Genomic DNA, 16503 nt, shown 5'->3' with positions numbered 1-16503 from the left:
GCGGGGTCAGGCGCGCCCGTGCGCCCTGGCCTCGCTCCCCGCTGCTCCGCCGGCGAACATGGCGCCGACCATGTTCGCCGGCATCGGCCGCGCCAGCAGATACCCCTGGACCGCGTCGCAACGCGTCCGGCGCAACTGGTCGAGCTGCGCCTGCGTCTCGACGCCCTCGGCGACGGTGCGCATGCCGAGCTTGGCGGCGAGGTCGATCACCGTCTGGACGATCGCCACCGACGCATGGCTCTGTTCGAGGTCGGTGATGAACGACCGGTCGATCTTGAGCGTCTGGAAGGGGAATTTGGTGAGATAGCTCAGCGACGAATAGCCGGTGCCGAAATCGTCGAGCGTGGTGCGGACGTGGAGCCGGTTGATCGCGTCGAGCGCGGCGAGCGACGCCTCGATATCCTCGAGCAACACCGATTCGGTCACCTCCAGCTCGAGCCGGTCGGCGGCGAAGCCGCTGCTCGCCAGTGCGCCCATGATGACCGTCGGCAGATTGGCGGAGCGCAACTGGATCGGCGACAGATTGACCGCGATCTTGACCTCGGTGGGCCAGTCGCTGGCGACGCGGCACGCCTCGCGGATCACCCAGCTGCCGATCGCGACGATCAGGCCGTTGTCCTCGGCGATCGGGATGAATTCGGCGGGCGAGATCGCGCCGTGGTTGCGGCTGGTCCAGCGCAGCAGCGCCTCGCACGACAGGATGCGTTCGCCGGCCAGATCGTAGATCGGCTGGAACATCAGATGGAATTCGCCGCGTTCCAGCGCCCCCTGCATATCGGCGGCGAGCGTGCGGCTGCGCTCGATCTTCTCGTCCATCAGCGGTTCGTAGAGGCACATCTGGCCGCGGCCGCTGTCCTTGGCGCGGTACAAAGCGAGGTCGGCATTCTTGAGCAACGTGTCGGCGTCGGTGCCGTCGGCGGGGGCGATGGCGATGCCGAGCGAGGCGCCGACGTGCAGCATGCGGCCGTTGTGATGCACCGGCAGCGCGACCAGATCGATGATCCGACGACCGGTGGCGAGCGCGTCCTCCGATCCCGCGATCTCGCAGACGACGGCGAATTCGTCGCCGCCCAGCCGCGCGACGATGCCGTGGCCCGCGAACGCCTCATCGAGGCGGCGCGCGACGCCGGCGAGCAACGCATTGCCGGCGAGATGACCGAAGGAATCGTTGATCTCCTTGAAGCGGTCGAGGTCGATCCAGTGGATCGCCAGGCGACGGTCGGCCCCGGCCAGCGCCTGCAACCGCGCCTCGAACTGTTCGCGGAAGGCGGTGCGGTTGGCGACGCCGGTCAGGTCGTCGCGGCGCGCCATCGCGGCATGATGCTCGGCCAGCGCCGCTTTCTCGCGCGAGACGACGGTGGCCTTGAGGATGACGCCATAGGTTTGCAGCGTGATGTCCATCATCGCGACGACGAACAGCAGGATGACCACCGCGAGTGCCATCTTGAGCGGTTCGAGCGAGACGATCAGCCCGGCGGCGAGCGGCAGCGAGGCGAAGCACAATTGCGCCAGCGCGATCCACGGCCGGCCGGCGTTGCGCCCGGCGATGCCCGCGGCATAGCCGATCGTCGTCGTCACCGCGAGCAACTGGAGGACGCCGTCGCTGCTGTTGATCAGCGTCAGCATGCCGAACGTGCCGAGCAACGCCGAATAGCAGACCGCACCGGCGCGATAGATGAACTCCTGCCGCCGGGCCCAGGCGCCGGTCGGCAGCGCGTGGGTCGGGCTGCGGCGGTGGAGCCGGACGGCGTCGCCGACGCGGATGCTGGCGACGACCGCGATCGCCACCGCGCAGGCGCGCATCGACGGCGTACCGCTGACCAGCGCGACGATCGCGACGATCGCACTGCTGGTCAGCGCGCCGATCACCAGCGACTGCGGCGAGGCATAAAGCGATTCTACCAGCGTCTCGCGCACCGAGGCGGCGATCGCCTGATCGGAATGGCGCAGCCGTCTGAGGCGGGAAATGAGACCGGTCATATGGTTACCATGCGCAACAGAAGTGTAGAAGAAACAAACGAATGCCGTCGGCGGCCCTCGGCCCGTCGCATAATCGCGCGGACGAATGCAGGAAATGCAGCAGCTTGCCGGTGTGAGCAGGGCGATCGTAGATGGACGCTCGTGCGAGCCTGCCGTCTTCCAAGCCCACCCCGTCACCCCGCACTTGTTCCGGGGTCCACCCCGCGGCGAGGAGAAAGGCTTGATTCGACGCCGTTCTCTCGCGGCCCGGTGGACCCCGGAACGAGTCCGGGGTGACGAATCTAATGAGGAAATCGATCGAGCCTCATCACTGCAGCCATGTGCGATAGCCCAGCTGGTGGAAGGTGCGGGGTCTTGCGACGACTATCGCAGCGGCGTGCGAACGCATCATCGTGCGTGACGCTACCGGCTTCTGCGACGCCATGCCCGTGCGGTGTCGACGGGATGCGCAGTCTTAGATGTCGACCTAAGGAACGAAGGTGCAGCCAATACCCGATCGCTGGTAGATTTGTCTCTCTCCAGCGTCACAAATGCTCGACCGCCACCGCGACCCGATAAACCAGCAGCCCTTCGATTGAGTCCAAATTAGACATTAAAGGCCTTGCGCACTTTACTTGCGGGAACAGCCAATTTGGCGTGAAATTAACCCCTAATTCGTTGTATCGCGGTAACCGATGACCATGACGTCGCCTTCCTCTCGCCGTACGACCGCCGAGCCGGTGCGAGTCGAGCTGCGCAACGCGCTGTTCGCGACGGCGCTGCCGAATGCGGTGATGACGGCGATCTTCACGGCGCTGGGACTGAAGATCGCCAGCGACCTGCACGATCCCATCGCCTGGGGGGCGCTGGTGTCCGGCGTCGTCTGCGCGACGCTCAAGCTGGCGCTGATCGCCGCGCATCAGCGGCGGGCCGATCTGGCGGTGCGCCGGCAGGACCGCTGGGCGCAGGCGTTCGCCGTGTTCAGCCTCGGTCTGGCATTCTCGCTGGGGATGCTCGGCGCGCGCGCCTTCGTCCACGACGCGGTGTTGTTGCAGATGCTCGCGACCGGCCTGCTGTTCGGCTATTGCTCGGGGCTGGTCGCGCACACTTCGATCCGGCCGTGGCTGGCGACCGCCTGCCTCGTGCTCAGCGCGATGCCGATCGCAATCAGCGCGATGCTGCGGGCCGACAGCCCGCATCAATTGCTCGGTGCCAGCCTGATCTGCTTCATGCTCGCCGCATTCCAGAGCATCCGCCATCTCTATCAGGCGACGCGCCAACATATCATCACGCGTCAGGCGATGGCGGCGCTGGCGCGGGTCGATCCGCTCACCAAGCTGCCCAACCGGCTCGGCCTGCGCGAGGCGTTCACCAGCCAGATGCGCGAGGAATATGATATCGCGATCCATTGCCTCGATCTCGACGCGTTCAAGCCGGTCAACGACCGCTATGGCCATCCGACCGGCGACGCGCTGCTGACCGCGGTCAGCGATCGCGTCCGCTCGGTGCTCCAGCCGCACGACACGGCGGCGCGGGTCGGTGGCGACGAGTTCGTCATCATCCAGTCGGGGGTGCGCAGCCAGAGCGAGGCGGACCTCTTCGCGCGCACCCTCGTGCGGCGGATCATGGCGCCTTACGAGATCGACACGCATCAGATCGAGATCGGCGTCAGCCTCGGCTTCGTGACCGCCGGCGGCGACGAGAGCGATCTCGACGAGCTGGTCGCGCTCGCCGATGCCGCGCTCTACCAGGCCAAGCAGAGCGGCGGCGGCATCGGCCGCGCGACGCTCGCCGCGCGCTGACCGTCAGATCCGGTAGCGCGCCTCGAGCAGGTCGAGTTCGCGGATCAGCTTCTGCGCGGTGGCGCTGCCGATCGCGCGCTCGCGCACCTGCTCGACGACCGCGGCGCGCTCGGCCTTGATCCCGGCGAGGCGGAAGGTGCGCTCCAGCCGGTCCTGCAACCGCGCCTCCGCTGACGCCTTGGCCGAGCCGCTGCGGCTCTCGATCCGCTCGCGGTACAGGTCCATCACCCGCGTGCCGGCGGCGGCGTAGAAATCGGCGTTGCCGTCACGCTCGGCGAGGTCGTGCTGCGACCGTTCGATCGCCGAGATCGCCGCCTCCGCGGCGGCGACGCGTGCGGCGTCCTCCTCGGCCTGTTTCGACGGCTCGGCCGGCATCGTCAGGCCGTTGAGCAGGATCGGCAATGCGATGCTCGCCAGCACCAGCGACACGATGATGACCCCGGCGGCGAGGAAGATCGCGAGGTCGCGGGCAGGGAAGGGGCTGCCGTCGTTCATCGTCAGCGGGATGGTGAGCACGCCCGCCAGCGTGATCGCGCCGCGCACCCCGGCAAGCGACATGGCCGCGACCAGCCGCCAGTCGGGGCTGTGCAGCGTCGCCTCGCTGTTCAGCCGCCGCCGCAGCAGGGTCAGTCGCAGCGACACCCAAACCCAGCCGAAGCGCAACAGCGCGAGGCCGGCGACGATCGCCAGCACGTAGAGGCCGAGCCATTCCGGCCCGTGATGGCCGGTCAGCAGCACGGTCGACTTGGCGCCGGCGAGGATCGCGGGAAGCTGCTCGCCGAGCAGCACGAAGATGATGCCGTTGAGCGCGAACTGGATCGTGTCCCAGACCGAATTGCGCCGCATCCGCGTCGTCGCCAGCGCCTGTCGCGAGATTTCGGCGAAGGTCATCGTGACCCCCGCCGACACCGCGGCGAGGATGCCCGAGGCATGGATATGCTCGGCGAGCAGATACGATCCGAACGGGATCAGCAGGCTGACGAGGATCTGCGAGCCCGGCTCCTCGCCGAACCGCCGCGACACCCACGCCTTGATGCGGGTGACGACCAGCGTCACGACGATGCCGACCGCGAGGCCGATACCGGCGACCCACAGGAAGCTGGTCGCGGCGGAGGCGGCGGAGAAGGTGCCGGTCAGCGCCGCGGCGATCGCGAAGCGCAGGCAGACGAGGCCAGAGGCGTCGTTGAGCAGCGATTCCCCTTCGAGGATATGCATCATCCGCTTCGGGATCGGCACCCGCGCGGCGATCGCCGAGACCGCGATCGGGTCGGTCGGCGACACCACGGCGGCGAGCGCGAAGGCGACCGCGAGCGGCATCGCCGGGATCATCCAGTGGATGAAGAAGCCCATGCCGATCACCGTCAGCAGCACGAGGCCGAGCGCCAGCTCGACCACCGTCGACAGATCCTTGAGCAATTCGTCCTTGGGGATGCGCCAGCCGTCGAGGAACAGCAGCGGCGGCAGGAACAGCAGCAAGAACAGCTCGGGATCGAGCTCGACGCGATAGGAGGTCGACAGGCCAATTACCGCGCCGAGCAGGATCTGAACCAATGGCGTCGGCACCGACACCGGCAGCATGCGCGACACCGCGCCGCTCATGACGACGGCGAGCAACAGGAACAGGACGATCGATACGGCTTCCAAACGGCACTCCCGGGTCAGATGGTGTTCCCCTATCTGGCTCCGTCACCGCAGGACAACCCCGTCCGCGCCATCGGCGATCGACTCAGGCGAAATCGGTATTCATTGAAAGTCCTCCCCCGCCAGGGGGAGGTGGCATGCCGCAGGCATGACGGAGGGGGAGGACACGGAACCGAAGTGACCGCTTACCTCTCCCTCCGTCACGGCTTCGCCGCGCCACCTCCCCCTTGCGGGGGAGGAATTTTCGCAAGAACCCTGACAGTCGCTCCGGCCTAGAAGGTGCCGCGCAGGCCGACGAGGAACTGGCGACCGGGCTTGTACTGGGTGAAGGTCGCATTCTCGAACTGGAAGTAGGAGCGCAGCGTCGCGTTGGTGAAATTGGCGACGTTGACGGTGAGCTGCGGCGCTCCGGCGAAACCGAAGATCTTGTCGAGGTCGAACGACGACGAGAAATCGTAGGTGGTGTAATCGGTGCCGTACAGCGCCGCCGCCGGGATGCCGTTCTGCGCGGTGCCGCTGTTCTGCGAACCCTCGCGCGAGGTCGTCGAGACGCGCAGCATGATGCCGTTCTTCTCGTAATAACCGGTGATGTTGTAGGTGAACGGTGCGACGCCGAATGCGGTGGCGGGGCCGCTGCTGGTCTGGTCGACGATCGTGGCGTTGGCGTTGAAGCCGAAGCCGGTCACGCCGATATGCCGGGTCAGGAAGTCGAGCGGCTGGACCCACTGGAATTCGAGGCCGTTGATCGTCAGCTTGTTGGGCACGTTGACCTGCGAGGTCACCTGCACCTGCGCGGTATTGGGCCCGCCGCGCGAGTTGATCGCGATCTGCTGCGTCGAATTCAGCGTATCGTAGGTGATGCCATATTGCGCCAGCGCGGTGAACGGCGCCGTGGTGATCGAGGTGTTGGTGAAGCCGGTGATCGCCTTGCGGAACGCGTTGAAGCTGATCACGCCCTCGCGCCCGGTATAATATTCGAAACCGAGGTCGAGGTTGGTCGACATGTACGGCGACAGCGCCGGATTGCCGATGTTCGCCTGGTCGGCGGACGGCGCGCCGAAGCTGACGCCGGGCAATTGCGCCGACGGATCGGGCCGGGTCATCGTCCGCGATCCGGCGACGCGCACCACCGCATGCTCGCTCAGGTCGTAGGCGAAGGTCGCGGCGGGCAGCCATTTCGCATATTCGTTGCGGGTCGACACGACGTTGACGATGTTCGGATAGCGGCTGCCGTCGGGCAGGGTGGCCCCCGTCGCCGTCGTGTTGCGCGGATCGGGCAGCGAGACGCGTCCCGCGATCGTCTGGATCGTGTTGACGTAGCGCAGGCCGACGTTGAAGCGCAGCGTGTTGCCGCCCAGCTCCTGTGCACCGTTCACCGTGGCGAAGGCGGACTTCACCACCTCGCGGATCGAGCCGCCGCTGGCACCGGTGTTGGCACCGCCGCTCTCGGGCGCATTGTCGTGATAGAAGTCATAGTTGCTCGCCGCCGCGAAGGCGGGGAAATCGACCGTCACGAAACCGGCGGGGCCGGGCCTCAGATAGGTCGGAACGGCGCTGTTGGGGATCAGCGATCCGCCATAGCTGACCGGTCCGCTGGTTCCGGCGGTCGCCCCGGTGCCGAGGCCCGGATAGGTCGGATAGCCCGCGGGGATCACACCCGGCGCGTTCAGGCCCTCGCAGGGCGGCTGCGAATTGGGCGATTGCAGCGACACGTTGGGGTTGTTGCCGCAGACCGCATTCTGCCACGCCTGGCTGTTGTCGTAACCGCGGATACGCCGCGACACGTCGTCGAACGCGCCGCCGACCTTCAGGTTGAGCGCCTTGTCGCCCCAGGTCAGATCGCCGCGGAAGCCCTTGTTGACGTTCAGCCGGCGCTCGTCCTGGATGTTGACGCGGCTGCCGGCGTACCAGCCGAAATTGGCGGGATCGTTGAGATCGAGATTGCTCTTGATGCTCGGGATGCCGCCGTCGTTCGAATAAGTGACGGTGTTGCCGACGCCGAGCGGGGTGGTGAAGCCCACGGTCGGGCTCTCGCGGTGGAAGGTCGAGCGCGCGTAATTGCCTTGCAGCGTCAGCTTGAGCTTGTCGTCGATCTCCCATTCGCCGCCGGGATTGACGCTGAACAGCTTGGTGGTCTCGATATACGGACGGAATTCGTCGAAGAATTGCGCATTGGCGAAGGTGCCGCCGGTGACGGTGCAGCCGGCGCTGCAATCGGCCTTGTCGAACGTGAGGTTGGTCGGGATCGACGCGCCGTTGCGCACGATCCACGCCATGTCCTCACGGATCAGGTCGTTCTTCTTATAACCGTACAGGCCGTCGATATAGAAATGCAGCGTGTCGGTCGGCTGCCATTCGGCGCTCAGAATCGCGTTCAGGCGGTCGCGCGGCCCACGGATGTTGGCGATGCGGCCGAGGCGCGGCAGCAGGCCGTTGTCGATCTGCTGGATCGAGGCACCGGGATTGTTGGCGAGCAGGAAGGCGCTGTTGATCGGCGTACCGGCGACGAGGCTGGCACCGGCGCCGACCGGTACCGTCGCTGGGATCGTCCAATTGCCGCCGCCCGTGCTGTTGCAGCCCGAGGTCGCGCCGCATTGCGCCGCGGTGAGCGCCGGGTTGGTATAACCGATCGTCTCGAACCCGCGCGTCTCGGTGAACAGGCGCTGCGCCGACACGCCGGCGAGGATGCCGAACGTATCGTTGCGCCAGCTGCCGATCAGCGAGCCGCGCGCGCCGATCCGGTCCTCGGGAGTCTGCTTGGTGCCCTGGATGTTATAGGCGAGGAACGAGGTGTTGCGGTCGAACGGGCGGGCCGAGCGCAGGTCGATATTGCCCGCCGCGCCGCCTTCGAGCAGGTCGGCGGTATAGCTCTTGTTGACGGTCAGCTTGGTGAACAGGTCGGTCGGGAAGAAGCTGAGGTCGACCGAACGGTCGGTGCCCTGCGCATCGGTAGCGCCCGACGAGGCGACGGCGATCGTCGCGCCGTTCAGCGTCACGTTGGTGAAATTGGAGCCGAGGCCGCGGATCGCGACGTTGGTGCCTTCGCCGGTGACGTCGCGGGTGATCGTCACGCCGGGGATGCGGTTGAACGATTCGGCGATGTTGGTGTCGGGGAACTTGCCGATGTCCTCGGCGAAGATTGAATCGGTAAAGCCGGTCGAGGCACGCTTGGACTCGGTCGACTTGGCGAGGCTCGAGCGATAGCCGGTGACGACGATGTCCTCACCCGGCGCGCCCTGGCTCTGGTCGGTCTGCGGCACGGGCGCCACGGCGGGGCCGTTGTCCTGGCCGTCGGCCGGGGTCTGTTCCTGCGGCGGCGGCACGGCCTGCGCCGCGGCCATCGACGCGCCCAGCGTGCCGAGCGTGGTGGCGCACAGGAGCGCGATGCGGCGCAGGCGAAGGGTGCGGACGGTGCTCAACTTCAGGTTCCTCTCTGGTGACGCGCTGCCGTCGTCGCGGCATGCGCAGCATGGATTGTCGCCGGCGGCCGACGGCCACCGGCGGAGACGTCGGATGCGGATCAGGTTTCGGTCATGATGAAGGCGACGAACGACGCATCACTCCGGCGCGATGCCGTCTCCGGCATCGTCGGCGCGGGGCGAACGCCCGTCAGCAATGTCAGCGATGCTCCAGCCATCCCCGTCCCTCGTCATGCCCGTCTGTCGCGGCCTTGATAGCGCTATCTTCTCCGTATTGGTCAGCAAGTCAATCGGTTTCGGTTAGGCCAAACAGAGATTGAGACGGGGAGGAGCAGCGTTACCGCGACCGCGTCACGACGTATGTCCCGGCGCATGGGGGTAGCTCTGCGCCTTGTACCAGGCGAGGTCGTGTTCGGGTGCCGCCACCCCGGCGGGCAGCGGGCGGTGGTTGACCGACATCCAATAGGCGAGGCTGGCATCGCGCCACCAGCGCGCCTCGCGCTGCTGGATCGCCAGATAGGTCGCCGTCTTCTGCCAGCGTTCGGCATCGATCTTGTCGCGCAGCGTGTCCCATTGCCGCTGCATGCCGGCGACATAGCCGACGCCGGCATCGTAATGCGCGACCAGATCCTCCCACAAGGTCTTCCCGTCGGCCATGCGGCGATCCCAGCGGACATGGTGGAACCACAGCAATTCGCGTTCCGGCGTCGTCTCCGGCCGGGCGAGCTGGCGCGCGACCGAGGGGGCATATTGGTCGATGGCATCGCTGCCGCTACGGCCGCGCTCGAAGCCGATTCCGTCCGGGTCGGCGCGATGATAATAGGTCGGGTTCCACTCGGGCCGCGCCAGATCGGCGACCCACGGACCCGGTCCGTAATGATGGCCGGTCGCCATCAGATGCGCGAGCCCGAACGCGCCGGTGTAATCGACCGCCGCCTCGCGCGATCCGGCCATCATCGCGGTCGTGGTGGCGACGACCTGCGGATCGGTACCGAAGGTCTGCGCCGCCCACTCGCGCGCGATCCCCTCGGAGGTAAGGTCCGGGTCCCAGGCGAGTCGGCCGAAGGCATACCAATTGGCCTGGTTGAAGGTCGATCCGCTCCAGTCGCGGTCGCGGCCGATATTGGCGACGCCGGCCATGCCGGTCAGCCTATGGCCCTCCGCCGATCCGTCGACGACGTCGGCGACGGTCTCGTCGCGGCGGCGACCGGTCTTCGCATGCAGCGTCTCGGCGAACAGCGGGCCGAGATAGGCGAGGTGGGTGGCGAAGCCGAGATATTCCTTGGTGATCTGGAATTCGATCATCAGCGGCGTCTTCGGCATCGCGCCGAACAGCGGATGGAAGGGCTCGCGCGGCTGGAAGTCGATCGCGCCGTTCTTCACCTGCACCAGCACGTTCCCGGCGAAGCGGCCGTCGAGCGGCTTGAACTCGCTATAGGCCTGTTTGGCGCGATCGGTCGGGTCGGTCTCGGCATAGACGAAGGCGCGCCACATCACGATTCCGCCATGCGGCGCCACCGCCGCGGCGAGCATGTTGGCGCCATCGGCGTGGCTCGCGCCATAGTCGCGCGGGCCGGGCTGGCCCTCGCTGTTCGCCTTGACGAGGAAGCCGCCGAAATCGGGGATCGCGCGATAGATCTCGTCCGACTTGGCACGCCACCAGGCGGCGACCGCCGGGTCGCGCGGGTCGGCGGTTTTCAATCCGCCGAGCTCGATCGGCGCCGAGAAGCGCGCCGACAGATAGACCTTGATCCCCCATGGCCGGAACACCGCGGCGAGCTTCGCCGCCTTGGCGATATAAGGCGCGGTCAGGCTGTCCGCTTTGGCGTTGACGTTGTTGAGTACGGTGCCGTTGATGCCGATCGAGGCATTGGCGCGGGCGTAATCGGTGTAGCGGGGATCGTCGAAATCGGGGAGCGTCCACCAATCCCATAAAGACTGGCCGGCATAGCCGCGCTCGACGGTGCCATCGAGATTGTCCCAATGGTTGAGCACGCGCAGCTTGACCTTCGGCGCCGAGCGCAACGCCACCGTCTCGGCACGATCGCCGGTGCCGAGCGCGCGCAGCAGCGCGAAGGCGCCGTACAGCGTGCCGCGATCGCCGTTGCCCGCGACCAGCAGCACGCTTCGGCCCGCAAGCGTCACGCGACGGACCAGATAGCCCTCGTCGCCCAATCCGGCGAAGGGGAGGCCCAGCGCGGCGATCCCCGGCGCGGCGGCGGTCGCGACCACCACCGGCGGCGTCCCCGCGGGCCGCGCGCGACGCAGCTCGCTCTCGGCGAGCCGCAGCGTCGCGCTGTCGCCCAGCCGCGTCACGGCGGCCTGACCGGTCGCCGGGGCACTGGTCCGCAGCCACAAGGAATAGCCGTCGTCGGCGAATGCCGGACTGGCCAGCGCGAGCCAGCTTGCGCCCAGCGCTCCGATCAGCGCACGATACCCTTTCATCTCACTCTCCCGTCGCGAACGATTGACAAGTCCGCGGTCCAGCTTTCATGTTATCGCTATCAACATAACAGGCAAGCCGCATCGTATTGGTTTGCCAATCCTGGAGAGCCTGTCTTGACGTCGCGTCCTGCCGTTTCGTCCCGTCGTGAGGTGTTGCGCTGGAGTGCGGGGGTGTCGCTGATGGCGTTGCTTCCCGCCGCCGCGCGACCGGCTTTGCCGCTCTACAAGGACGCGCGCGCGCCGGTCGACCTGCGGGTCCGCGACCTCCTCGGCCGGATGACGCTCGACGAGAAGGTGTCGCAGCTCATCACGCTGTCGACCACCAAGCGCGACGTGATGGACGAGGCGCGCGGCTTCGATCCGGCCCGCGCCAGCGCCGCTTATCCAAACGGCATCGGCCAGATCGCGCGGCCGTCGGATCGCGGCGGCGCGGCGACCGCGACCAACACCGGCACCGACGTCACCGGCCGCTGGCGCAAGCCCGCCGACACGATTGCCTTCGTCAACGCCGCGCAGGACTGGTCGCGCACCAGCACGCGGCTCGGCATTCCCGTGCTGTTCCACGAGGAATCGCTGCACGGCTATATGGCCCCCGAGGCGACCAGCTTCCCGCAGGCGATCGCGCTCGCCGGCAGCTTCGATCCCGATCTGATGACCCGCGTCCAGTCGGTGATCGGTCGCGAGGTGCGCGCGCACGGCACCGTGCTCGCGCTCTCGCCGGTGGTCGACATCGCCCGCGACCCGCGCTGGGGGCGGATCGAGGAGACGTTCGGCGAGGATCCCTATCTGTGCGGCGAGATGGGCGTCGCCGCGGTCCACGGCCTCCAGGGTGAGGGGCGGGAGCTGGCGCCGGGCAAGGTGTTCGCGACGCTCAAGCACATGACCGGCCACGGCCAGCCGCAGGCGGGCAACAATGTCGCGCCCGCGCAGATCGGCGAGCGCGAGCTGCGCGAAAGCTATTTCCCGCCGTTCCGCGCGGTGGTCGAGCGGACCGGGGTAGGGGCGGTGATGCCCTCCTACAACGAGATCGACGGCGTCCCCAGCCACGCCAATGGCTGGCTGCTCGGCGACGTGCTGCGCGGCGAATGGGGATTCGACGGTGCGATCGTCAGCGATTACGCCGCCATCCCCGAGCTCGACTATTTCCACCATATCGCCGGCGACGTCGGCGAGGCGGCGCGGCTGGCGCTCGCCGCCGGGGTGGACAGCGACCTGCCCGACGGCGTCGCCTATCGCACGCTCGCCGATCAGGTCCGCGCCGGCAAGGTGAGCGTCGCCGCGATCGACGCCGCCTGCGCCCGCATGCTGACGCTCAAATTTCGCGCCGGCCTGTTCGAGGAGCCGCGCGTCGATCCCCGCGCCGCTGCCCGCCTGACGGCCAATGCCGAGGCGCTGGCGCTCGCCCGCGAGGCCGCGGCGCGCTCGATCGCCTTGCTCAAGAACGACGGCACGCTGCCGCTCTCGGTCGACCGTCATCGCCGCGTCGCGGTGATCGGCCCCAATGCGGCGGTCGCGCGGCTCGGCGGCTATTCGTCGATCCCGACCGATCCCGTCTCGCTGCTCGACGGCATCCGCGCCAAGCTGAAGGGCAGGGCCGAGGTGGTCCACGCGCAGGGCGTGTTCATCACCCAGAGCGAGGATCGGTCCGCGAACGAGGTGCTGCTCGCCGATCCCGCCCGCAATCGCGCGCTGATCGCCGAGGCGGTGACGGTGGCCGCGTCCGCCGACGTTGTGATCCTCGCGATCGGCGACACCGAGCAGACCAGCCGCGAAGGCTATGCCAAGACGCATCTCGGCGATCGCACCTCGCTCGACCTGCTCGGCGAGCAGAATGCGCTGTTCACCGCATTGAAGGCGACCGGCAAGCCGGTGGTGGTGGTCGCGATTAACGGCCGGCCGCCCAGCTGGCCGACCGTGGTCGCGAACGCCAATGCGATGCTAGAATGTTGGTATATGGGCCAGCAGGGCGGGCACGCGATGGCGGATGCATTGTGGGGGGACGTCAATCCCGGCGCGAAGCTGCCGGTGACGGTGGTCCGCGACGTCGGCCAATTGCCTTTCTATTACGATCACCAGCCGTCGGCGCGGCGCGGCTATCTGTTCGACGACGACGCGCCGCTGTTCCCGTTCGGCTTCGGCCTCAGCTACACGCGCTTCCGCCTGTCGCCGCCGCGGCTGTCGGCGGTGCGGATCGGCGTGGCCGGATCGGTCGACGTCGAGGTCGACGTCGCCAATATCGGCGACCGCACCGGTGACGAGGTCGTCCAGCTCTACGTCCGCGACCAGGTGTCGTCGGTCGCCCGCCCGGTCAAGGCGCTCAAGGGCTTCGCGCGGGTGACGCTCAAGCCCGGCGAGAGCCGCACCGTCCGGCTGACGCTCGGCCCGGACGCCTTCCGCCTGTGGAACCGTGACATGCGCGAACTGGTCGAGCCCGGCCGCTTCGACATCATGACCGGCCCCAACAGCCGCGACGTGCAGACCGTCGCGCTCGACATCGCCTGAAGGATCATCCGATGCCCACGATCACCGACGCTCGCGTCATCGTCACCTCGCCGGGACGCAATTTCGTCACGTTGCAGATCACCTGCGACGACGGCACCACCGGCCTCGGCGACGCGACGCTGAACGGTCGCGAACTTAGCGTCGCCAGCTATCTCGAGGATCACGTCGTCCCCTGCCTGATCGGCCGCGACGCGCACCGGATCGAGGATGTCTGGCAATATCTCTACAAGGGCGCCTATTGGCGGCGCGGCCCGGTGACGATGACCGCGATCGCCGCCGTCGACATGGCGCTGTGGGACATCAAGGGGAAGGTCGCGGGCCTGCCGGTTTATCAGTTGCTCGGCGGCGCCGCGCGCGACTCCTGCCTCGTCTATTGCCACGCCAACGGCACCACGATCGCCGACACGATCGAGACCGCATTGCGCCACCGCGACGAGGGCTATCGCGCGATCCGGCTGCAATGCGGCGTGCCCGGGCTCGCCTCCACTTATGGCGTCGCCAAACAGGGCCAGCGCTACGAACCCGCCGACGGCGACCTGCCGAATGAGGCGGTCTGGTCGACCGAGAAATATCTGCGCGTCGTCCCCGAATTGTTCGCCGCGGCACGCGAGGCGCTCGGCTGGGACGTGCATCTGCTCCACGACGTCCATCACCGGCTGACCCCGATCGAGGCGGCGCGGCTCGGCAAGGATCTCGAACCCTATCGCTTGTTCTGGATCGAGGATGCGACCCCGGCGGAAAACCAGGACGCCTTCCGCCTGATCCGCCAGCACACCACGACGCCGCTCGCGGTCGGCGAGGTGTTCAACTCGATCTGGGATGCCAGGCATCTGATCGAGAATCAGCTCATCGACTATATCCGCGCCACCGTCGTCCATGCCGGCGGCATCACCCATTTGCGCCGCATCGCCGCGCTCGCCGATCTCTATCAGGTCCGCACCGGCTGCCACGGCGCGACCGATCTCTCGCCGGTGGCGATGGCGGCGGCGCTGCACTTCGGCCTGTCGGTGCCCAATTTCGGTATCCAGGAGCATATGCCGCACAGCGCCGAGACCGACGCGGTCTTCCCGCACGCCTATCGCTTCACCGACGGCACGATGCATCCGGGCGACGCGCCCGGCCTCGGCGTGTCGATCGACACGGACCTCGCCGCCACGCACGCCTATAAGCGCGCCTATCTGCCCGTGAACCGTCTCGAAGACGGCACCTTGTGGAGCTGGTGAGGTGAGCGAGATCGGCGACGCCGCGGTCAGCGCACCCGAGACCGCCGTCCATGCGGTGACGCCGCCGCGCGGCCGCATCCGCTGGCTGATCTGCGGCCTGCTCTTCGCGGCGGTGGTGTTGAGCTATATCGACCGGCTGGTGCTCGGCGTGCTCAAGCCGCAGCTCACCGCGCTCTATGGCTGGAGCAATGCGGGTTATGGCGACATCACCGGTTATTTCCAGGTCGCCTATGGCTTCGGCTTCCTGCTGTTCGGCTGGCTGATCGACCGGATCGGTGCGCGCAACGGCTATCTGCTCGCGATGGGCAGCTGGACGATCGGCCATTTCGCGCAGACGCTCGTCACCTCGACCACCGGCTTCGCGATCGCGCGCATCCCGCTCGCCTTCGGCGAGGCGGGCACCTATCCCTCGGCGCTCGCGGCGGCGTCGCAATGGTTTCCGCGCAAGGAGCGCGCGCTCGCGATCGGCATCTTCAACGCCGGCGCCAACGTCGGCGCGGTGGTTACGCCGCTGCTGATCGGCTTCATCGTCGTCAATCTGGTGCTCGACTGGCGCTGGGCGTTCATCATCACCGGCTTGTTCAACCTCGTCTGGCTCGCCGCCTGGTGGCGGCTCTACCATCCGCCCCACGCGCATCCCCGCGTCACCGCCGAGGAGCGCGCGTGGATCGAGACCGAGCCTGCCGACGATGCCGGCCGCGCGGGTTTCCTCGCCGTGCTGCGCCATCGCGAGGCCTGGGCCTATATGACCGGTCGTTTCCTGATCGATCCGGTCTGGTGGACCTTCCTGTTCTGGCTGCCCGATTTCTTCCACACCCGCTACGGCTACGATCTCAAGAATTTCGGCCCGCCGCTGGTCGCCATCTACATCCTCGCCGATTTCGGCGCGATCGCCGGCGGCTGGTATTCGTCGCGGCTGCTCAAGCGCGGAGTCGCGGTGGGCCGTGCCCGCAAGCGCGCGATGTTCGTCTGCGCTTTGTTCGCGCTGCCGGTGATGTTCGCCGCGCAGGCGAGCAGCATCTGGGTCGCGGTCGGCATGATCGGGCTCGCCTGCGCGGCGCATCAGGGCTTCTCGACCAATTTGTTCGCACTGCCCGGCGACCAGTTTCCCCGCTATGCGCAAGGCACGCTGATCGGGCTCGGCGGGTTCGCCGGCGCGGCGGGGGGCTTCATCGCCTCCAAGTCGCTCGGCCTGCTGCTCGACACCGTCGGCAGCTACGGCCCGTTCTTCGTCGCCTGCGGCCTCGCCTATCTCGTCGCGCTGCTCGCCTTCCACCTCCTCAACCCACGCTACCGCGACGTGGTGATCGCGCGCTGATCCAACCGGGAGGGGCGTCGCACATCCACCCGTTCGCCCTGAGCCTGTCGAAGGGCAGGTGAGTCTCACGGTGCTTCGACAGGCTCAGCACCAACGGATATTGGAGGACGCACCGCCCGCCGTCCCGCGCAGCGCACCGTCTGCCGCCGCATCGCGATTTTCTGCGCGGCGGGAGCCTTGACGATCCCGTGCGG

The 16503-nt window shown here is 67.6% G+C and carries 8 protein-coding genes; 4 read left to right on the top strand and 4 right to left on the bottom strand.

Going from position 1 to position 16503, the window contains the following annotated elements:
• Nucleotides 1-6 precede the first annotated feature (6 nt).
• Nucleotides 7-1980: a putative bifunctional diguanylate cyclase/phosphodiesterase gene (locus AC07UH_RS14890; protein WP_495180866.1), complete on the bottom strand. Its 1974-nt coding sequence runs from the start codon at nt 1978-1980 to the stop codon at nt 7-9.
• Nucleotides 1981-2660: 680 nt separating this feature from the next.
• Here AC07UH_RS14890 and AC07UH_RS14885 point away from each other — a divergent pair.
• Nucleotides 2661-3761 carry a diguanylate cyclase domain-containing protein gene (locus tag AC07UH_RS14885; protein ID WP_495180865.1) on the top strand — a complete coding sequence of 367 codons (1101 nt, stop codon included), beginning with the start codon at nt 2661-2663 and terminating at the stop codon, nt 3759-3761.
• Nucleotides 3762-3764: 3 nt separating this feature from the next.
• Here AC07UH_RS14885 and AC07UH_RS14880 read toward each other — a convergent pair whose 3' ends face one another.
• The 3 genes from AC07UH_RS14880 to AC07UH_RS14870 form a co-directional block, all read right to left on the bottom strand.
• A complete protein-coding gene (locus AC07UH_RS14880; protein WP_171009356.1) occupies nt 3765-5405 on the bottom strand; it encodes a Na+/H+ antiporter in 1641 nt (546 codons plus the stop codon).
• Nucleotides 5406-5674: 269 nt separating this feature from the next.
• The gene (locus AC07UH_RS14875; RefSeq protein WP_495180938.1) at nt 5675-8743 is read right to left on the bottom strand and encodes a TonB-dependent receptor; all 3069 of its coding nucleotides are present in this window, start codon (nt 8741-8743) and stop codon (nt 5675-5677) included.
• Nucleotides 8744-9172: 429 nt separating this feature from the next.
• Nucleotides 9173-11266: an alpha-glucuronidase family glycosyl hydrolase gene (locus AC07UH_RS14870; RefSeq protein ID WP_495180864.1), complete on the bottom strand. Its 2094-nt coding sequence runs from the start codon at nt 11264-11266 to the stop codon at nt 9173-9175.
• 180 nt (nt 11267-11446) lie between these two features.
• Between AC07UH_RS14870 and AC07UH_RS14865 the strand changes: the two genes are divergently transcribed.
• From AC07UH_RS14865 to AC07UH_RS14855, 3 genes are read left to right on the top strand one after another with little or no spacing between them, the layout of a single operon-like run.
• Nucleotides 11447-13768: a glycoside hydrolase family 3 N-terminal domain-containing protein gene (locus AC07UH_RS14865; protein WP_495180863.1), complete on the top strand. Its 2322-nt coding sequence runs from the start codon at nt 11447-11449 to the stop codon at nt 13766-13768.
• Nucleotides 13769-13779: 11 nt separating this feature from the next.
• Nucleotides 13780-14991, top strand: coding sequence for a D-mannonate dehydratase ManD (gene manD / locus AC07UH_RS14860; RefSeq protein WP_495180862.1), 1212 nt, complete (start codon nt 13780-13782; stop codon nt 14989-14991).
• 10 nt (nt 14992-15001) lie between these two features.
• Nucleotides 15002-16309 (top strand): MFS transporter, encoded by a 1308-nt coding sequence (locus tag AC07UH_RS14855; protein WP_495180937.1) that lies wholly within the window; start codon nt 15002-15004, stop codon nt 16307-16309.
• Nucleotides 16310-16503: the final 194 nt, after the last annotated feature.

The sequence above is a fragment of the Sphingomonas sp. GW821-FHT04B01 genome, from assembly GCF_059420425.1.
The sequence above is the reverse complement of the archived record's forward strand: the minus strand, read 5'-3'. Positions and strand labels throughout refer to the sequence as shown.